This is a genomic window from Rhizobium pisi, assembly GCF_003938655.1.
GTDB classification, from domain to species: Bacteria; Pseudomonadota; Alphaproteobacteria; order Rhizobiales; family Rhizobiaceae; genus Rhizobium; species Rhizobium pisi.
This window is the reverse complement of record NZ_RJJT01000008.1, coordinates 267,002-284,994: the sequence shown is the minus strand read 5'-3', so window position 1 is coordinate 284,994 and position 17,993 is coordinate 267,002. Positions and strand designations below refer to the sequence as shown.

Sequence of the window (17,993 nt, the reverse complement as noted above, 5' to 3'; positions counted from 1 at the left end):
AAACCGGCCACGGCGTAAGCCGAAACCTCCTTCTTCGCCCTCTGCCAACACGACCGGCAAAGAATCCTATCGCCAAAAAAGCAAAACCCGCCGAAAAAATCGACGGGTTTGTCAGCAGTCTGACGGCCCGGGGAGCCCGGGCCGTTTTTCGATAATAGCCAAATGAGAGGACCATCACATGATGATGGCGGCCTGGTTGCTGATCCTGCGCTTATTCGCCATCGTTCCAAAGCGCATGAAAATGCTGCACCGGGCCGTGACCGGAGCCGACGGTGAGACTTCCGGCAGCCGCGACCGCGCCGGCGAGGTATTCCTTCGCGATGGCGACGGCTTCCCGGACCGAGACGCCTTTGGCAAGCTCGGCCGCCAGCGCGCTGGAGAGCGTGCAGCCGGTGCCGTGCGTGTTCTTGGTCGGCACGCGTCGGGCTTCGAACCAATGCAGGCCGTCGGCCGTGGCCAGCACGTCGGGGCTTTCATCGCTTTCGAGATGGCCGCCCTTGACCAGCACGGCGGCCGGGCCAAGCGCCCGCAGCTGTTCGGCCTGCGCTGCCATCTCCGCGCGGTTGGCCGCAACCGGCTGGTGCAGCAGGGCGGCGGCTTCGGGAAGGTTCGGGGTCAGAAGGGTTGCGAGCGGCAACAGCCGGCGGGTCAGCACGTCGACGGCTTCCGGCGCGAGCAGGGCGGCCCCACCTTTGGCGATCATCACAGGATCGATAACGATCGGAATGTCGCGATGGTCGGCGAGTGCCGCGGCGACGGCTTCGGCAATGCCGGCATTGGCGATCATGCCGATCTTGACGGCATCGACGCGCACATCGGCAAAGACGGCATTGATCTGGTCGGCGACGAATTGCGGCGGCACCAGATGCACGCCGCTCACCCCTTGCGTATTCTGCGCCGTCAGCGCAGTCACCACCGCCATGCCATAGACGCCGCGGGCGGAAAAGGCCTTGAGATCGGCCTGGATGCCGGCGCCGCCCGAGGGATCGGAGCCGGCGATGGAGAGAACGTTGCGGATCATGGACGAACCTTTCGGATTTCGGCAGCGATGCGGCGCGTGGCCGCTTCGGGGTCCGGCGTGCCGCAGATGGCGGAAACGACCGCAAGCCCCTTGGCGCCTGCGGCAAACACTTGCGCCACATGGTCCGCCTTGAGCCCGCCAATGGCAACCGACGGCACCGGCGAGGCTTTCACCAGCTTTGCAAGGCCATCAAAACCGATCGGCTGCTTGTGGTCTGCCTTGGTCGGTGTCGCAAATACCGGCCCGACGCCGGTATAATCGACGAGATCGGGATCGACGGCGCCGGCAAGCAGTTCGGTTTCGACCGAGAGGCCGAGGATCATATCGGGGCCGATCATCGTTCGCGCTCTGCGCGCATCCATGTCCTCCTGGCCAATATGCAGGCCGTCCGCGCCGATGGCGATCGCCGCCTCGATATCGTCGTTGACGATCAGGAGGGCGCCGGTCCTATCGAGCGCCTGTCTCAAGGCGCGGCCGGTCTCGATCATGCTGGCGGTGCTGGCACGTTTGTCGCGCAGTTGCACCATCGTCGCCCCGCCGGCAGCCGCAAGGCGCGCCGTTTCGACCATGCCAATCCCGGCGCAGAGATCGGGATCGAGGACGAGATAGAGCGAAAGGTCGAAACGCTTCATGCGGACAATATCCTTGCCCTGGCATCGAGCGTTTCGGCGTCGATTGCGGCCAGCGCATCGAGGAAGCGCCAGGAGAAGGAGCCGGGGCCGGCGGCACCCAGCGCTGCATCTTCGCCGGCGACGGCGAAAGTTGCGAGAGCTGCGACAGTCGCGCCGAAGAGATCCTCGGGCGCGGTCGCGGCGAAGGCGCCGACGAGGCAGGTGAGCGAGCAGCCGAGTGCAGTGACCTGGGGCATCAAGGCCGATCCGCCTGCAACACGCACCGCCCTTTCACCATCGGTCACGAAATCCACCGCGCCGGTGACGGCGACGATCGCCCGCTGCCGCTCGGCGAGCCGCCGCGCAGACTCTTCCGCCTGTTCGACCGGATCGCGGCTGTCGACGCCCTGGCCGCGGCTCTCTCCGCCGGCAAGTGCGATGATCTCGGAGGCGTTGCCGCGGATGATGGCGGGGTTGAGCGCCAGGAGACCGGCAACAGCGCTGCGGCGGAACGCCGTGGCGTAATGCGCGACCGGATCGAGAACCCAGGGTTTACCGGCTGCGTTCGCCGCCTTTGCAGCCGCGTGCATGCCTGCGATCCATTGCGTCGAGAGCGTGCCGATATTGATGGTCAGCGCGTTCGCGATCCCGGCGAATTCGCCGGCTTCCTCCGCAGCATGCACCATGGCCGGCGAGGCGCCTGATGCAAGCAGGACGTTTGCGGCAATGTTCATGGCGACGTAATTGGTGATGCACTGAACGAGCGGCGGCTTTTCGCGCATCGCCTTCAGCATCGTTCCTGGCGTGGTCTCGGTCTGCATATTGCCCCTTTCAGGCGGGGGCAGGCACGGGGCGTTTCATACGGGCGAGCCGCAACCCCGAGCGACTCCCTCCGCCGGCATGATCCGGTTCAGGTTCGAAGGGTGCTTCTCAGCCCGTCTTTCGACGGACGCCCCTGTCTCTCATCAGGCTCTATTTTGCAGAGAACGGGGCGCATGTCACCCCGAAAACGACAATTCTGCGACCGTGCAGTGCGGCTAATTTGCGAAAGGCGATCAGCCGACGATCTTTGCCAGCAACCGTCCGACATCCTCGTTCTTCACGTTGTTATGGGCATCCGAGGTCGCCGTCTTGACGATGTATTTGTCCGCCAAGAAGGTGTTCACCTTGCCGGCCTGCGGCGCGAAGACGGTGTCCGTATCGTCCGCGACGGCCTGTCCGGCTTTCAGGTGCTGGGGGCCGTTTGCTCCCATCGCGCCGAAGGCGTCGTTCGCATCGCCGATGCTCTTGGAGATATCGCGCGACAAGCGCGAAGCCAGCGCATAGGCAAGCGTGCAGGCGAGATCGTTGTGGGTGTGAGTGACGCAGATCGGGCCGGTCGGTTTGCCGACGACCTCAGGGAAGGCGCCGGCAAGGCCCGGCTTGATCTCTTTGGCGAAACCATTGTGGGAAAAGGCGCCCTGCAACAGGGTGAGCGAGAAGAACTCCAGTTTCGGGACCGGCGCGAGCCTGTTCGCCGCCGCCGAGACCAGCCGGGCGCCAAAGCTGTGGCCGACGAGATGCAGGCGGATCGACCGCTGCAGCACGAGCTTCGACAGCACGCTCTTCGTCAAGGCCTCGCCGACGATGCCGGCGCGGTTCTTCATTTCGTAATAGGTCAACTGGTTCAGAAACCGCGCCACGGCGGCTCTTGGGCCGGAGATCAGGCTGGAGACGACGTCGCCTAGGCCCTGCGCCTGGCCGACCGAGCTTTCAAGATTGAAGGTCGGCGCCGGGACGAGACCTTCCATCAGCATCTTGGCGCTGTTGGCATCCTCGGTCGCGAGCGCGATCGGCTCGGCATCCGCCTGGAGTTCCGCATCGGCTCCGGGAGAGCCGAGCGCTTCATTGCCTTTCCTGACGAGGAAGAGTGACGTCGTTTCATCGAGAGTCTTGGCTGCTACCCGAGCCTTTTCGGCCGTGGCGGCGCCATCCGGCCCGAAGAGATCCTCGAAATCGGCCAGCACCTCGTTGAAAGCCTCGTCGTCGAGATCCTTGAGGGCCGCCGCCGTCCCGTCGGCTGCCTGGGCTCCGCCGCCTGCCGTCACCAGCGTCTGCTCGTCGAAATCGGGGCCATAGGCCTTGGCCGGCCAAACGACGCCGGCGATCGTCGTGCGGCGCGCCTTGTCGGGGGTAAGAATTTTACAGGCGTTCGCCCAGAGCGTTCCGTAGAGCGTGCGGGCATCGTCCTTGGTGTTCTTCCAGCCATGCGACATGACCACCAGATCGGTCATATCGGGCTGGTTCAGCAGCCCGGCGAGCTTTCTCGTCAACGCGGGATCGATCACGCCGTCCTTGTCGAATTCGAGCCACAGAAGTGGCGAGGGTCCAAGCGTTTCCATGTGGCCTCCTTACACAGCTTGCAGCGTTCGCATCAGATCGAGCAGGCCGGCGCCCTGAAACTCCGGCCGTCGCTTGAGGTCGGTCGCAGCGCCGACGAAGATCTCCTTGACGCGCTCGGGCTGGCCGAGAAATTCGCGCCGGACGGACAGGAAGGCGGCGATCGCCCCGGAGACGTGCGGCGCGGCCATGCTCGTGCCGGTATCCTCCCGGAACGGTGCCTCTCCCGGCTTGTCGCGGTCATAGAGCGCGCAGGAAATGATGCGCTCGCCGGGAGCGACGAGATCGGGTTTCATGCGCCCGTCGGCGGTCGGTCCCTTCGAGGAGAAATAGGAGACGCCATAGGTGTGCGGCATATCGCGATGCGTCGAGCCGACTGTGATGGCGAGCGCCGCATTGCCGGGATCCATGATCGTGCCGCTATGGGCGGCGCGCTCCGGCGCTCCGGAAAATTGCGTCACCGTGCCATAGCCGGCATTGCCGGCCGCAACGACGACACAGACGCCCGAGCGGACGAGCCTGTTGACCTCGACGCAGAGCGGGCTTTGGCCTGCCGCGAACCACACCGGGTTGAAGGGATAGCCGAGGCTGAGGTTGATGCCATGAATCTTGATGTTGCGCCCGTAATCGTTCGACCGCTGGACGTAATTGATCGCGGCCAGCAGGTTGCTCAGTCTCCCCTGCCTGTCGTTGATGAGCACCTTCAGGCTTATCAGCTTGCAATGGGGCGCCATGCCGGAGATCACCCCCTGATATTCGTCGGTAACCTGAGACTTCGTATCGTCCTCATTGCGTATTTCCGAGGTGACAGGGATTTTCTCTACCCCCTGCGTCGTCGGGTTTTCCAATATGGACGTGCGTCCAGCGATGATGCCGGCGACATGAGTTCCATGGCCGGCGGCGTCGGTCAGCGCCGTTGCGGGTGCGGAGGCCGGATCGGGATTATCAGATGTAAAATCCCAATGGCTGAGGCCATCCGGCAATTCGAGCGTTTTCAACGTTGAGAAATGGGGATGGTTCTTGTCGATCCCGGTATCGGCCACAGCCCAGACGACGCCCTTTCCGCTGGCCGCGAAAGAGGCCTGCGCCGCATCGCATTTGATCGTCCTGATGGATTCATAGACGCAGCGAGATATCTCGTGATCGTGCCAGATCTTGTAGACAAGCGGGATATCCCTCTGCTTGCCGTCGCTCTTGGGCATCGTCCAGGTCGACAGCCGGCCGATGGCTTCCCGGGTCAGGGTCGCGAAAACGTAGCTGTCGGTCCAGAGCGATTTGGCGGCAATCCTGCTGCCATTCGAAAAGATCTGCGAGAGATCGAGCCTGCTGTCATCGGAGACCGCAGGCATGCCGAGCGGCGCCGAAATGCCGAAACGCCGCAGATTATTGCTTTCATCGGTCGCGCTGATCCTGTCGAGGTGGCGCAGATATGCCTCGAACAAAAGCTGCCGCGCCGCCGTCACGCCGCCGGGAAAATCGCGATTGAATTCGACGACGACATCAAAACTCTCAGGAGTTTTGCTGGCTCTCCTGGGGCGGTCCGGATCGCCTTTCATGAACGACGAGAGATCGCCCCCGATTCGGGTCTTGACCAGGTTTTCCTGAATGCTGTCTTCGGATTCCGTCCGGGGTTGCGCCGGCCGTTGCCTCTTTGCCATGCAACTGTCCTCCCCCTTTTCGGAAAGAATAGCAGCAGCAACCGTGGGTGCAATATTTTTCTAAAATACACCTATATATTTCAGTGAACTTGGCAATTGCAGGCTTGATTAAGTATGCTCGAAACGTGTCTGCTATTCATCGTTTACGTTCAGATGCCAGACGTTTCATGTAAACTATGCTTGTGGCGAAGCCGGAGACTTCTAACTCAAATCATGCAGCCCTGTCGTACTCGCCGCCCCAATCGAGAATTCCGAAAACCGCACCCTCAACCCACGGCGCTCCGGCGTGCAGGCAGCCGGCCCGACCTGATAGTGCTCGGCCGCAGGGAAGGGCGCTAGCCGCAGCAGCGGCCAGTGGCGGCCGTCGCGCGAGGCCTGGATGCGCATAGCGCCGTTCGCGACCGTCACACGGATGCGGAAATCCTCGAGTTCCTTGAAGGGCTGGGAAACGGACCAGTCGGACCTGCCGTCGGTGACGACGGTGCTGAGGAAGGGTTCGCCGTCGGTGAATTCGACGCCTGTCTTCACCCAGCGGCTCTCGTCGATGCGCACCATGAGGCCGGCCTGGTCGTAGAGGGTGCGGAATTCGCCCTGGATGCGGATCTGCACGGTGAAGTTGTCGCCGGTGGGAAAGGCGAGGAAGTGGCCGCTGTCGCGGGTGAAGCCGTAATAGGTCTCTCGCCAGAAATCGGTCTTCTCGCCAGTCGTCATCGTCAGGCCGGTTTCGTCGGCGTGCCAGCTGGCCGGTTCGTTCAGCCATTTTCCGTCGTTGAAATCGATGCGCATCCGCTTCTCCCGTTCCTTTGAAACCTTGCCGCAGGGCGGTCGCCTCACCTTGGCATATCACGCAGGCTTCGTGCAGAGGGCTGGGCGCAGCTGAAGATGGTGCCTTTTCGACGACGATGCTATCGGCGGCTGCATAATCCACCGCTCGTGCTTGACACGATAGTTTCAGCTTCTATTCTGTTACAAAAAGATTAATTACATAATTGTGGAACTAAACGGGAGCCATCACATGAAAATTCTGGTCGCATTCCTGCTCGGCACCGCGCTTGCCGCCCTGCCGTCGACCCTTCTTGCCCAGGAAAAGGGCGGCGTCATCAACGTTGCGACGATCGGCGAGCCGCCGACGCTCGACCCAATGTCGTCAACGGCCGATCTCGTCGGCATCGTCACGCAGCATATTTTCGAAACGCTCTATACCTTCGACAAGAGCTGGAACGTCACGCCGCTGCTGGCCGAAAGCCTGCCTGAGATCAGCGCCGACGGCAAAACCTATACGATCAAGCTCAGAACCGGCATCAAGTTCCACGACAATAGCGACATGACGTCGGAGGATGTCGTCGCTTCGCTTGGCCGCTGGACGAAGATCGCCTCGCGCGGCAAGCAGGTGGCAGGCTTCATCGACAAGATCGCCGCCCCCGATCCGGCGACCGTCACGATCACGCTGAAGCAGCCCTATGCGCCGCTGACCTCGCTGCTCGCCTTCAACAATTCGGCCGCGATCATCATCCCCTCCGAAAAGCAGGACGAGCCGATGAAGGAATTCATCGGCACCGGTCCCTACATGCTGAAGGAGCGCAAGGCCGACCAGTATATCCAGCTCGTCCGCTTTGATGGCTATAAGTCACGCGAGGGCGACAGCAATGGTTATGGCGGTGCCCGCCATCAGTATCTTGATGAGATCCGCTTCGTGCCGGTGCCGGACCCGAATACCCGTGTCGAAGCCGCCGTTTCCGGCCAGTATGATTATGTCGATTCGATCCCTGTGGAATCGTACGACAAGCTGAAGGCTTCGACCGCCTCGCAGCCGGTCATGCTGAAGCCCTTCGGTTATCCAGTCTTCGTCTTCAACACGAAGGAAGGTGCTGCTAGCAATGTCGAGGTCCGCAAGGCGATCCGCCAGGCGCTCAGCATGGAAGACATGCTGGCCGCTGCCTTCGGCGGCACGGATTTCTATGCGCTCGATGGTGCCATCTATCCGAAGACTTTTGCCTGGTCGACGGATGCCGGCGTCGAGGGCGCCTATAACGTCGCCGATCCGGAAGGAGCGGCGACTGCCGCCAAGAAGGCCGGCTACAATGGCGAGCCGATCCGTATCCTGACCAGCCGCCAGTATGAGTTTCATTACAAGATGGCGCAGGTCGCCGCCGAATATCTGAAGCTTGCCGGCTTCACCGTCGACATGCAGGTGGTGGACTGGGCGACGCTGACGCAGCGCCGCACCGATCCGAAGCTCTGGGATATCTACATCACCCACAGCCCCTTCCTGCCGGAGCCGGCGCTCATCGGCTCGCTCTCGACCAGTTCGCCGGGCTGGTGGGATACGCCGGCCCGCAAGGCCGCCGTCGATGCCTTCACCTCGGAAGTCGACCCGAAGAAGCGCGTCGCGCTCTGGGCCGACGTCCAGAAGGCCATCTATGCCGACGCGCCCTTCATGAAGATCGGCGATTTCAACGCCGTCTCGGCGAAATCGGTCAAGCTTGATGGCGTCGATCCGGCTCCGTGGCCGTATTTCTGGAATGCCTCGATCAAGAAGTAAGCATCGCCACCGGCGCCGGCCCTCCGTGGCTGGTGCCGGTCTTCTTTTCTGCCGCATCTGCAAGGGCTCGAAAACAGGCCATTCATGATCCGCTACATCCTCCAGCGCCTGTTCGGCATGATCGTCGTGATGTTTCTCGTCGTCACGATTGTCTTCGTCATCGTGCGCGTGACGCCGGGAGATCCGGCCGCCGTCATGCTCGGGCCGGATGCGACGCCGCAGGATATTGCCGATCTCAGGTCCCAGCTCGGCCTCGATCAATCGCTCGCCCTGCAATATGTCTACTACATCGGCCAGCTGCTGAAGGGCGATCTCGGCCAGTCGATCTTTCTCAACATGCCCGTCACATCGGCCCTGCTCGACCGCGCCGAACCGACCTTCTTCCTGACGCTGTTCTCACTTGCCATCGCCAGCATCATCGCCTTGCCGATCGGCATCTATGCCGCCTATCGCCGCGGCTCCTTCATCGACCAGGCGGCAACGACGCTTGCGATGTTTGCCGCGAGCATCCCGAGCTTCTGGCTGGGCCTCATCCTGATTCAGTTCTTCGCCGTCAGGCTCAATCTCTTCCCGGTCTCGGGTTATGGCGGTCCCGGCTCGACCTTCTTCGAGCGCATGTATCACCTGACGCTGCCGGCCTTTGCCCTCGGCATCGTTTCCTCGGCGCTGATCCTGCGCTTCACCCGCGCTTCGATGCTCGATGTGCTCGGCGACGATTATATCCGCACAGCGCGCGCCAAGGGGCTGGTCGAGCACCGGGTGATCCTCAAGCACGCGCTGAAGAATGCGCTGATCCCGATCCTGACGGTGATCGGCCTGACGGCGGCGGTGCTGATTTCGGGCGCGGTCGTCACCGAGACCGTCTTCGGCCTGCCGGGTGTCGGCAATCTCGTCGTCTCGGCGGTTCTGCGTCGCGATTACCCTGTCATCCAGGGGGCCTTGCTCGTCATCGCCGCGCTCTACGTGCTGATCAATTTTGCGATCGACATGCTCTATCTGTTGATCGATCCGAGGGTGCGCTACTGATGGCCGATATTGCGATCAATTCAGCCGAAGGCGAGGGCGGCAAATTCGTTCGGCGCCTGCTGAAACGCAAGACGGTCGCCTGCGGCCTCCTGATCCTGACGATCTTCGTGCTGCTCGCGGTCTTCGCGCCTGTCGTTGCGCCTTATTCGCCGTCCAAGTTGTCCATCGTCAACCGGCTGAAGCCGCCGAGCGGCATCTTCTTCTTCGGCACCGACGAGTTCGGCCGCGACGTCTTCTCGCGAACGATCTTCGCCGGCCGCCTGTCGCTGCTCGTCGGTGCCGCTGTCGTGACCTTGTCAGCCGTGATCGGCGTGACGCTCGGCCTGCTTGCCGGCTTTTTCCAGAAGCTCGATACGCCGATCGCCCGGTTGATCGACGCGATGATGGCATTTCCCGATATTCTGCTGGCGATCGCGCTCGTTGCCGCCCTAGGGCCCTCGTTGACAACAGTCATCATCGCGCTGTCGATCGTCTATGCGCCGCGTCTTGCCCGCATCGTCCGTGCCTCGACGCTCGTCATTCGCGAGCTGCCCTATGTCGAGGCGGCGAGGGCGCTCGGGATTTCGACCTTCCACATCATGACGCGGCATGTGCTGCGCAATCTGCTCTCGCCGATCCTGGTGCAGGCGACGTTCCTCTTCGCCAGCGCGATGCTTGCCGAAGCCGGCCTGTCTTTCCTCGGCCTCGGCGTCAGCCCTGAAATCCCGACCTGGGGAACGATGATCGCCGCCGGCCGGCAATATATCGGCCAGGCCGACTGGATGACGCTGTTTCCCGGCGTCGCGATCATCCTCTCCGTGCTGTCGCTGCAAATGGTCGGCGACGGCCTCAGGGACATGCTCGACCCAAGACTTCGCAAGGACCTTTAATCCGCCGACGAAACGTCGGCCAAACGACATTCGCCAATCGAATTCGCATGACAGGAGTTAGCGTGAATCAGTTTCCCGCCGCAGGTACGGTTGAGAACTCGCCCTATGAACGGCTTGCCGCGCTCGGCATCGAGCTTCCGCCGCCGCCGCCGCCGATCGCCAATTTCGTGACGCATGTGCTTGAAGGCAACATGCTTTATCTCTCCGGCCAAGGACCGCGCGAGGCCGATGGCTTCCTGCATGCCGGCAAGGTCGGCGCAGGTGGCGTCGGCGTCGAGCAGGCGTACGGCCATGCACGGCTGACCGGCATCAACCTCTTGTCGGTCATGCATGAGGCGCTCGGCGATCTCTCCCGGGTCAAGCGGGTGGTCAAGCTGCTCGGCATGGTCAATGCCGTGCCCGATTTCGAGGATCATCCGAGCGTCATCAACGGCTGCTCGGATCTGTTGATCGAAGTCTTCGGACCGGCCGGCGAACATGCCCGCTCGGCCGTCGGCTTCGGCTCGCTGCCCGGCAACATCACCGTCGAGATCGAGGCAATCGTCGCCTTGCACGGCTGACGAGAACTTTCATATTTGGAGCAGCGCTCCACTTATCCTCTTCCCGAGCCAGAATTCTGGAGAACTTCATGCCCACTGATATGAGACCATCGATCGGCCTTCGTCCTGTCATCAACGTATCGGGCACGATGACGAGCCTCGGCGCCTCGATCGGGGTGCCGGAAGCGGTCAGCGCGATGGCATCGATCCTGCCGCACTTCGTCGAGATCAACGATTTGCAGCGCAAGGCAAGCGCCATCATCGCCCGGCTGACCGGCGGCGAGGCGGGTTTCGTCACCGCCTCCTGCTCGGCCGGCATTTCGCTTGCCGTCGCCGGCGCCATCACCGGCGACAATCTGCTGGCGATCGAAAAATTGCCGGATACGACATCCGAGAAGAACGAAGTGCTCGTGCAGATGGGCCATGTGGTGAGCTACGGCGCACCCGTCGACCAGGCGATCCGGCTTGCCGGCGGCAAGGTCGTGCTGATCGGCCAGGCGACCTCGACCCATCGCTTCCACATGGAAAACGCCATCACCGACAAGACCGCCGCCGCCGGCTTTATCGTCTCCCATCATGTCGTCGATTACGGACTGTTGAACCTCAAGGAGTTCGTCGAGATCGCCCATGCGAGAGGTGTGCCCGTCATCGTCGATGCGGCCTCGGAATACGATCTCAGGATCTTCCTGGAGCAGGGGGCCGATATCGCGCTCTATTCCGGCCATAAATTCCTCGGCGGCCCGACTTCGGGCATCGTCGCGGGCAGGAAGGAACTGGTGCGTCATGCCTTCCTGCAGAATATGGGCATCGGCCGCGGCATGAAGGTCGGCAAGGAGAGCATCTTCGGCGTCATGGCCGCACTCGAAGCCTGGGAAAAACGCGACCACGCCGGCATTCGCGAACGCGAGACCAGCTATCTCAATCTCTGGAAGCGCACGCTTGACGGCCGTCCCGGTGTTACCGCGCTGATCGAGCCCGATCCGACCGGCAATCCGCTTGATCGGCTGCGCCTCATCCTTGATCCCGAGCAGGCGCATATCACCGCCTGGGATCTGGCGGATGCGCTGGCGAAGGGCAGCCCGCCGATCATCGTGAGCGACCATGAGGTGGAGCACCGCTATTTCTATCTCGACCCCTGCAACCTGCATCCGGGCCAGGAAGAGATCGTCGCAAACCGTCTTGGCGAGGAACTCGACAAGGCCCGCGCCTCCAACGAGATCATCGCGACGCCCATCGAAAACCGCAGCCGGCACCGCTTCGACGGGCTCCTGCGCTGGCCTGATTAAACCGTCGGAAGAGGAAACGATATGGCCAGCGTCCAGGCGCAACCGATTGAGACAACAGCCGTTCTTTCCGTCGACAGGCTGACGACGTCCTTTCTGGTGGAGGGGGCCTGGAAACCTGTTGTGCGCGACGTTTCCTTCACTGTCGCGCCGGCTGAAACGGTGGCGATCGTCGGCGAATCCGGCTCGGGCAAGAGCGTCACGTCTCTGTCGATCATGCGGCTGCTGCAGGCGGACACGAGCCGCATCGAGGGCCGCGTCATGCTGGGCGGACGCGACCTGCTGGCCTTGCCGGAACCTGCCATGCGGCGGGTGCGCGGCAACGAGGTGGCGATGATCTTCCAGGAGCCGATGACATCGCTCAATCCGCTCTTCACCATCGGTGACCAGATTTCCGAAGCGCTGCTCTGCCATTCCGATATGAGCAGGGCGGATGCGAAGGCCGAGACGATAAGGCTCCTGGAAAAGGTCCGCATCCCCTCGGCCGCTTCGCGCTTCGACGAGTATCCGCATCGCTTTTCCGGCGGCATGCGCCAGCGCGTGATGATCGCCATGGCGCTCGCCAGCCGGCCGAAGCTGCTGATCGCCGACGAGCCGACGACGGCGCTCGACGTGACGATCCAGGGTCAGATCCTCGATCTCATCAAGATGCTGCAGGACGAGGAGGGGACTTCCGTTCTCTTCATCACCCATGACATGGGCGTCGTCGCCGAGATCGCCGACAGGACAGTCGTGATGTATCGCGGCGAACAGGTGGAAAGCGGCGCCACCGCCGATATCTTCCACCGCGGCAAACATCCCTATACGAGAGCGCTGCTCTCGGCCGTGCCTGTGCTCGGCTCGATGCAGGGCCGGCAAAAGCCGCTGCGTTTTCCCGTGGTCAATACGGCGACGGGTGAATCGGACATTCCCGCCGAGGCGGCCGATACGGTGGCGGCAAAGCCTGTGCTTGAGGTGAAGAACCTCACCAAGCGCTTCGATATTCATTCCGGCCTCTTCAACCGGCTGACCAGCCGGGTGCACGCGGTCGAAAACGTCTCCTTCGATCTTCATGCCGGCGAGACGCTGTCGCTTGTCGGTGAATCCGGCTGCGGCAAATCGACGACGGGCCGCGCCATCCTGCGTTTGATCGAACCGCAGGCCGGTTCCGTCCTCGTCGAGGGCAGGGAAGTGCTCGGCCTCGACAGAAAGGATCTGCGCCAGATGCGCAAATCCGTGCAGATGATTTTCCAGGATCCCTTTGCCAGCCTCAACCCGCGCATGACGGTTGGTGCCGCGATCGCAGAACCCTATCTCGAGCACAGGATGGGCAATGCGAGAGAGGCGAGGGAGGTCGTAGCCGACCTGCTGGTGAAAGTCGGCTTGTCTCCCGATATGGCTTCGCGTTACCCGCATGAATTTTCTGGCGGCCAGCGGCAGCGCATCTGCATTGCCCGGGCGCTTGCCTTGCAGCCGAAGGTCATCGTCGCCGATGAAAGCGTCTCGGCGCTCGACGTTTCGATCAAGGCGCAGGTCATCAACCTGATGCTGGACCTGCAGCAGAGCCTCAATCTCGCCTTCCTGTTCATTTCGCACGACATGGCGGTGGTCGAGCGCGTCAGCCATCGCGTGGCGGTGATGTATCTCGGCGAGATCGTCGAGATCGGCCCGCGCGCCGCCGTCTTTGAAAATCCGCAGCATCCCTATACGAAGAAGCTGATTTCAGCTGTGCCCGTGCCTGATCCCGATCGTCGCCACGAAAAACGGATGGTGGCAAACGAAGAGATCAAGAGCCCGATGCGATCAGTCGATTATCAACCTCCGGCCGTTTCGTATCGCGAGGTTAGTCCGGGCCATCTGGTGATGGCGGATCGCTAGCCCTGCGCCGTCCAATGGGAGTTGCCTAACGGGCCGGCGGCGCATAAAGCAGAGGCATAGCCAAATGCCCGGAAATCTGCACCGATGAACAACAACGATTATTATTCGAAGCTCGGCGGATTGCCGCCGCAGACGCAGCTGCTTTCAAGCAAGGCCGTTTTCACCACGGCCTACGCGGTCATCCCGCGCGGCGTCCTGACCGATATCGTCAGCAGCGTCCTGCCTCACTGGACGGGGACGCGGGCATGGGTTCTCTCCCGTCCGCTCTCAGGATTCTCCGAGACCTTCTCGCAATATGTGATGGAAGTTCAGCCGGGTGGCGGAAGCGACCGGCCGGAGTCTGACAAGCGGGCCGAAGCGGTGCTGTTCGTCGTCGAGGGCGGCATGACGGTGGAGCTCGATGGCGTCAGCCACGCGCTGCGCGCCGGTTCCTTCGCCTATCTTCCGGCGGGTTCAGTCTGGCGCCTGAAAAACGATGGTTCGGCCGCGGCGATATTCCACTGGATCAGAAAGGCGTTTCAGGAGGTCGAGGGGCTGGAGCCGCCACCGGCGATCTTCACGCATGAGGACGATCATCCCATGGCGGCAATGCCGGACACCGACGGGGGCTGGGGGACGACGCGTTTCATCGATCCCGCCGACGTTCGCTACGATATGCATGTCACCATCGTGACCCTGGAGCCGGGCGCGGTGATCCCCTTCATGGAAACCCATGTCATGGAGCATGGTCTCTATGTGCTGGAGGGCAAGGCCGTCTATCGCCTGAACCAGGACTGGGTCGAGGTCGAGGCCGGCGACTTCATGTGGCTGCGCGCCTTCTGCCCGCAGGCATGTTACGCCGGCGGCCCGGGCCGGTTCCGCTACCTGCTTTACAAGGATGTCAACCGCCACATGACGCTCTGGTAGGCGGCCTCGCGAGCCGGTTCAAGCTTGCGCGCCGGAAGGCGGCGCGGCTCTCGGTCAATCGCTCCTTTCACAAGGTATAACAGCCGCTTGAGGCGAGCCCGGCACGCGGTCGGCGCATTTGCGGCGAACCTGTCCGGTTGCTTGACACCTCTAGCGATTGCACGCATCGTCGTTCGATGCGGGATATGGATTCATGGCTGTCGGAGAAGAAAGAGACAGGCCGAAGAAACGCTGCCGAAGCGGTCTTCGAAGATATCCGCACGGCCATTGTGGATCATAAACTGACTCTCGGTACCCGGCTTCCCTCCGAGGTGCAACTGGCCGAACGCTACGGCATCAGCCGGGCTATCGTGCGTGAAGCGCTTCGCTCGCTGCAGACGCTGGGCTTCACGCAAACCAGAACCGGTCGGGGCACCTTCATCGTTTCGGAGAGCCCGGCGCGGCAACTCGGCGGAGGGGCATATTCCGCCCGCGATCTCATGGAAGCGCGTCCCTGCATCGAGATACCGGCTGCGGGCTGGGCGGCATTGCGTCGCTCCAACGAGCAACTGGCCTCCCTAACATCCTTGTGCGACCGGATGGACGATGAGGAGGATGTCCAGAAATGGGTGCGGATGGACGCTGAGTTTCATGGAGAAATCGCGGAAGCTTCGGGCAATGCGATCTTCCGGAAAGTCGTTGCCGGTGTTCGCGGTGCACTCTCGACGCAATCGGAACTCGTGGAGCATGTTCGCGGACGGCGGAAAGCGTCCAATGCGGAGCATCGCCGAATACTGGAGGCAATTGCCGCAAGCAAGGAAGGGGATGCGCGTGGCGCCATGGCAGAGCACCTGCTCGAGGTGAAGCGGTCCATCATCGGGACTGCCGATGAAAAGCGAACTCCACTTAAGGTATAATTTCTAATTTTGCGCCTGGATGTCTGGGTGCGCTGCCGATTGAATGCGAAGCGATGAACGATCTAGAAAGCTGGCTTTCAGACCCCGCGATCCTCAGTCGCAAAAGCGCCTCGGAACTGGTCTTCGAGGAGCTGCGCAATCTCATTCTTTCCGGCCGGTTCGCTGCTGGCTCCAAGCTTCCGTCGGAAGCCAAGCTGGCGGGAAAATACGGAGTGAGCCGTCCGATCGTGCGGGAAGCGCTGCGCTCGCTGCAGATTTTGGGATTGACGGAGACGCGGACCGGGAGCGGGACCTACGTGCTCGCCGACAGCGGCAACAGAGATATTCGCTACGGCAATTATTCGGCGCGTGATCTGATGGAGGCGCGCGCCTTCGTCGAGGTATCCGCCGCCGGTTGGGCGGCTCTGCGTCGAAGCGATGATGATCTGTCCCGGTTGCTGACACTTTGCGACCGGATGGAGCAGGAAGAAAATACCGAGATCTGGGTGCAGCTGGATTCGGATTTTCATGGGCTGATCGCCGAGGCATCCAAGAATGCTGTCTTCCGCGATATCATCGATGACGTCCGCGAGGCGATGGCCCAGCAATCCGGGCTGCTGACGATTTTGGGGCCGCGGCGTCAGGAGTCGAACGAGGAACATCGGGCGATCATCGAAGCCATCCGCAGAGGGTCGGAGGTCGAGGCTCAGCTTGCGATGGAAATTCATCTGAGAAAAGTCGAGGCGGCGCTAGGCCGCATCATCGGTTCCGAGCCGCGCTAAGCCGGCGATCTATCTGCCACAAACGAGCGAAAAATCCTTGACGGGATCGTATTATTCAATTTAAACGCTAACCTGTCAGACCGCATAGCAGATTGGCATCTTTACAGAAATCTGCGCGGACGGGCGGCCTGGAGGTTGCCGAACCGTGGATAGGGAGGAGAAATGACAGTGATGGAATCCACCAGAACCGAGGGCGATGGCCAGGTTTTCGCCGAGGAAGATCTCGGTTACAAAAAAGCGCTGAAACCGCGGCAGATCCAGATGATCGCCATCGGCGGAGCGATCGGCACAGGGCTGTTTCTTGGTGCGGGCGGCCGGCTTGCTGCCGCTGGTCCGGCGCTTGTGCTGGTTTATGCGCTGTGCGGCTTTTTTGCATTTCTCGTTCTGCGGGCTCTGGGCGAACTCATCGTGCATCGCCCGACCTCGGGCTCGTTCGTGTCCTACGCCCGTGAATTTTATGGCGAAAAGCTCGCATTTGCGGTCGGCTGGCTGTATTGGCTGACCTGGGCGATGACTGCGGTCGCCGACGTCACCGCCGTCGCCCTCTACATGAATTTCTTCAAGGCCTATGTCCCGTGGATCGCCATGATCGATCAGTGGGTATTTGCGCTGGCAGCGCTGATCATCGTTCTCGCCATGAACCTTTTGTCGGTGAAGGTTTTCGGCGAATTGGAATTCTGGTTCAGTCTCATCAAGGTTCTCGCCCTGGTCGTCTTCCTGATCGTGGGCGTTTACTTCGTGGTATCTGGTACGCCGATCGACGGTCACGTTCCAGGCCTGAATACGATAACCGACTTCGGCGGCATGTTCCCGAACGGAATCCTGCCGGCTCTGGTGGTGATACAGGGCGTGGTTTTTGCCTATGCCTCCATCGAGCTGATCGGCACTGCTGCAGGCGAAACCGAAAATGCGCGCAAGGTCATGCCCCGCGCGATCCGGACCGTCGTGCTCCGTCTGGTGGTCTTCTATGTCGGCTCGGTCATGCTGCTGTCGCTGCTGCTGCCTTATACCGCCTACAAGGGTGGCGAGAGCCCGTTCGTGACCTTCTTCGGCAAGATCGGCATCCATGGCGCCGACGTCGTCATGAACCTCGTCGTACTGACCGCCGTCATGTCGTCGCTCAATGCGGGCCTCTATTCGACAGGCCGCATTCTGCATTCCATGGCGATTTCAGGCTCGGCTCCGGCCGCGCTGGCGAAGATGAACAGGTCCGGCGTGCCCTATGGGGGCATTGCAGTGACGGCGGTCGTGACCGCGTTCGGTGTCGTGCTGAATGCTTTGGTTCCGGCGGAAGCTTTCGAGATTGGGCTGAATGTTGCCGCCCTCGGCATTATCGCGGCGTGGGGGGTGATTGTCCTGTGCCAGCTCAAGCTGTGGAAACTGTCGCGTCAAGGCAAACTGGCGCGCCCTGAATTCCGGATGTTCGGCGCTCCTTACACCGGCGTGCTGACGCTGGGGTTCCTTGCGGTCGTCGTAGTCCTGATGGCCCTCGATTATCCTGTCGGCACCTACACGGTTGCCTCTCTGGTCCTGATCATTCCGGCATTGGTGCTCGGCTGGCTTTTCATGCGGGAGCGCATCCACATGATTGCGGCCGAACAAGGCCAAGATCGCGGTGGTTTCGATTTGGCTTGATAGCGCAAGC

General features: G+C 61.9%; 16 protein-coding genes and 1 riboswitch. Of the genes, 10 read left to right on the top strand and 6 right to left on the bottom strand.

Features of this window, described 5'->3' with window-relative positions; genetic code table 11:
• Positions 1 to 211: 211 nt before the first annotated feature.
• The 6 genes from thiD to EFD55_RS13720 all read right to left on the bottom strand — a co-directional run bounded on the left by thiD (position 212) and on the right by EFD55_RS13720 (position 6,455).
• Positions 212 to 1,021, bottom strand: coding sequence for a bifunctional hydroxymethylpyrimidine kinase/phosphomethylpyrimidine kinase (thiD, locus tag EFD55_RS13745; RefSeq protein ID WP_125845598.1), 810 nt, complete (start codon positions 1,019 to 1,021; stop codon positions 212 to 214).
• A complete protein-coding gene (gene thiE / locus EFD55_RS13740; protein WP_125845597.1) occupies positions 1,018 to 1,653 on the bottom strand; it encodes a thiamine phosphate synthase in 636 nt (211 codons plus the stop codon). Before thiE ends, thiD begins: the two co-directional genes overlap by 4 nt.
• Positions 1,650 to 2,453, bottom strand: coding sequence for a hydroxyethylthiazole kinase (thiM, locus tag EFD55_RS13735; protein WP_125845596.1), 804 nt, complete (start codon positions 2,451 to 2,453; stop codon positions 1,650 to 1,652). Before thiM ends, thiE begins: the two co-directional genes overlap by 4 nt.
• Positions 2,454 to 2,502: 49 nt before the next feature.
• Positions 2,503 to 2,599: riboswitch (TPP riboswitch) on the bottom strand.
• Between the two features lie 88 nt (positions 2,600 to 2,687).
• A complete protein-coding gene (locus EFD55_RS13730; RefSeq protein WP_125845595.1) occupies positions 2,688 to 4,013 on the bottom strand; it encodes a hypothetical protein in 1,326 nt (441 codons plus the stop codon).
• 9 nt (positions 4,014 to 4,022) lie between these two features.
• Positions 4,023 to 5,669 (bottom strand): S8 family peptidase, encoded by a 1,647-nt coding sequence (locus EFD55_RS13725; protein ID WP_125845594.1) that lies wholly within the window; start codon positions 5,667 to 5,669, stop codon positions 4,023 to 4,025.
• Positions 5,670 to 5,870: 201 nt separating this feature from the next.
• On the bottom strand, positions 5,871 to 6,455 hold the full coding sequence (locus tag EFD55_RS13720) for a DUF1349 domain-containing protein (protein WP_125845593.1): 585 nt from the start codon (positions 6,453 to 6,455) through the stop codon (positions 5,871 to 5,873).
• Between the two features lie 229 nt (positions 6,456 to 6,684).
• On the opposite strand from EFD55_RS13720, the gene EFD55_RS13715 reads away from it, so the two are divergent.
• The 10 genes from EFD55_RS13715 (at position 6,685) to EFD55_RS13670 (ending at position 17,983) form a co-directional block, all read left to right on the top strand.
• The gene (locus tag EFD55_RS13715) at positions 6,685 to 8,211 is read left to right on the top strand and encodes an ABC transporter substrate-binding protein (RefSeq protein WP_125845592.1); all 1,527 of its coding nucleotides are present in this window, start codon (positions 6,685 to 6,687) and stop codon (positions 8,209 to 8,211) included.
• Between the two features lie 84 nt (positions 8,212 to 8,295).
• Entirely contained in the window at positions 8,296 to 9,237 is a 942-nt protein-coding gene (locus EFD55_RS13710) for an ABC transporter permease (protein WP_165504813.1), read from the top strand.
• Positions 9,237 to 10,106, top strand: coding sequence for an ABC transporter permease (locus EFD55_RS13705; protein WP_125845591.1), 870 nt, complete (start codon positions 9,237 to 9,239; stop codon positions 10,104 to 10,106). Before EFD55_RS13710 ends, EFD55_RS13705 begins: the two co-directional genes overlap by 1 nt.
• A 47-nt stretch (positions 10,107 to 10,153) precedes the next feature.
• Entirely contained in the window at positions 10,154 to 10,666 is a 513-nt protein-coding gene (locus EFD55_RS13700; protein WP_125845590.1) for a RidA family protein, read from the top strand.
• A 68-nt stretch (positions 10,667 to 10,734) separates the two neighbouring features.
• On the top strand, positions 10,735 to 11,931 hold the full coding sequence (locus EFD55_RS13695) for an aminotransferase class V-fold PLP-dependent enzyme (RefSeq protein ID WP_125845589.1): 1,197 nt from the start codon (positions 10,735 to 10,737) through the stop codon (positions 11,929 to 11,931).
• A 21-nt stretch (positions 11,932 to 11,952) separates the two neighbouring features.
• On the top strand, positions 11,953 to 13,785 hold the full coding sequence (locus EFD55_RS13690; protein WP_125845588.1) for an ABC transporter ATP-binding protein: 1,833 nt from the start codon (positions 11,953 to 11,955) through the stop codon (positions 13,783 to 13,785).
• 84 nt (positions 13,786 to 13,869) lie between these two features.
• Positions 13,870 to 14,691 carry a bifunctional allantoicase/(S)-ureidoglycine aminohydrolase gene (locus EFD55_RS13685; protein WP_125845587.1) on the top strand — a complete coding sequence of 274 codons (822 nt, stop codon included), beginning with the start codon at positions 13,870 to 13,872 and terminating at the stop codon, positions 14,689 to 14,691.
• A gap of 176 nt (positions 14,692 to 14,867) precedes the next feature.
• Positions 14,868 to 15,587 carry a FadR/GntR family transcriptional regulator gene (locus EFD55_RS13680; RefSeq protein WP_125845586.1) on the top strand — a complete coding sequence of 240 codons (720 nt, stop codon included), beginning with the start codon at positions 14,868 to 14,870 and terminating at the stop codon, positions 15,585 to 15,587.
• 53 nt (positions 15,588 to 15,640) lie between these two features.
• Positions 15,641 to 16,348: a FadR/GntR family transcriptional regulator gene (locus EFD55_RS13675; RefSeq protein ID WP_125845585.1), complete on the top strand. Its 708-nt coding sequence runs from the start codon at positions 15,641 to 15,643 to the stop codon at positions 16,346 to 16,348.
• A 162-nt stretch (positions 16,349 to 16,510) separates the two neighbouring features.
• Positions 16,511 to 17,983: an amino acid permease gene (locus EFD55_RS13670; RefSeq protein WP_125845584.1), complete on the top strand. Its 1,473-nt coding sequence runs from the start codon at positions 16,511 to 16,513 to the stop codon at positions 17,981 to 17,983.
• Positions 17,984 to 17,993 lie beyond the last annotated feature (10 nt).

What these genes read in the sequence shown, in the direction of transcription:
- thiD (WP_125845598.1), bottom strand. Translation starts at nt 1,021, where the DNA reads ATGATCCGCAACGTTCTCTCCATCGCCGGCTCCGATCCCTCGGGCGGC.
- thiE (WP_125845597.1), bottom strand. Translation starts at nt 1,653, where the DNA reads ATGAAGCGTTTCGACCTTTCGCTCTATCTCGTCCTCGATCCCGATCTC.
- thiM (WP_125845596.1), bottom strand. Translation starts at nt 2,453, where the DNA reads ATGCAGACCGAGACCACGCCAGGAACGATGCTGAAGGCGATGCGCGAA.
- EFD55_RS13730 (WP_125845595.1), bottom strand. Translation starts at nt 4,013, where the DNA reads ATGGAAACGCTTGGACCCTCGCCACTTCTGTGGCTCGAATTCGACAAG.
- EFD55_RS13725 (WP_125845594.1), bottom strand. Translation starts at nt 5,669, where the DNA reads ATGGCAAAGAGGCAACGGCCGGCGCAACCCCGGACGGAATCCGAAGAC.
- EFD55_RS13720 (WP_125845593.1), bottom strand. Translation starts at nt 6,455, where the DNA reads ATGCGCATCGATTTCAACGACGGAAAATGGCTGAACGAACCGGCCAGC.
- EFD55_RS13715 (WP_125845592.1), top strand. Translation starts at nt 6,685, where the DNA reads ATGAAAATTCTGGTCGCATTCCTGCTCGGCACCGCGCTTGCCGCCCTG.
- EFD55_RS13710 (WP_165504813.1), top strand. Translation starts at nt 8,296, where the DNA reads ATGATCCGCTACATCCTCCAGCGCCTGTTCGGCATGATCGTCGTGATG.
- EFD55_RS13705 (WP_125845591.1), top strand. Translation starts at nt 9,237, where the DNA reads ATGGCCGATATTGCGATCAATTCAGCCGAAGGCGAGGGCGGCAAATTC.
- EFD55_RS13700 (WP_125845590.1), top strand. Translation starts at nt 10,154, where the DNA reads ATGACAGGAGTTAGCGTGAATCAGTTTCCCGCCGCAGGTACGGTTGAG.
- EFD55_RS13695 (WP_125845589.1), top strand. Translation starts at nt 10,735, where the DNA reads ATGCCCACTGATATGAGACCATCGATCGGCCTTCGTCCTGTCATCAAC.
- EFD55_RS13690 (WP_125845588.1), top strand. Translation starts at nt 11,953, where the DNA reads ATGGCCAGCGTCCAGGCGCAACCGATTGAGACAACAGCCGTTCTTTCC.
- EFD55_RS13685 (WP_125845587.1), top strand. Translation starts at nt 13,870, where the DNA reads ATGAACAACAACGATTATTATTCGAAGCTCGGCGGATTGCCGCCGCAG.
- EFD55_RS13680 (WP_125845586.1), top strand. Translation starts at nt 14,868, where the DNA reads ATGCGGGATATGGATTCATGGCTGTCGGAGAAGAAAGAGACAGGCCGA.
- EFD55_RS13675 (WP_125845585.1), top strand. Translation starts at nt 15,641, where the DNA reads ATGAACGATCTAGAAAGCTGGCTTTCAGACCCCGCGATCCTCAGTCGC.
- EFD55_RS13670 (WP_125845584.1), top strand. Translation starts at nt 16,511, where the DNA reads ATGACAGTGATGGAATCCACCAGAACCGAGGGCGATGGCCAGGTTTTC.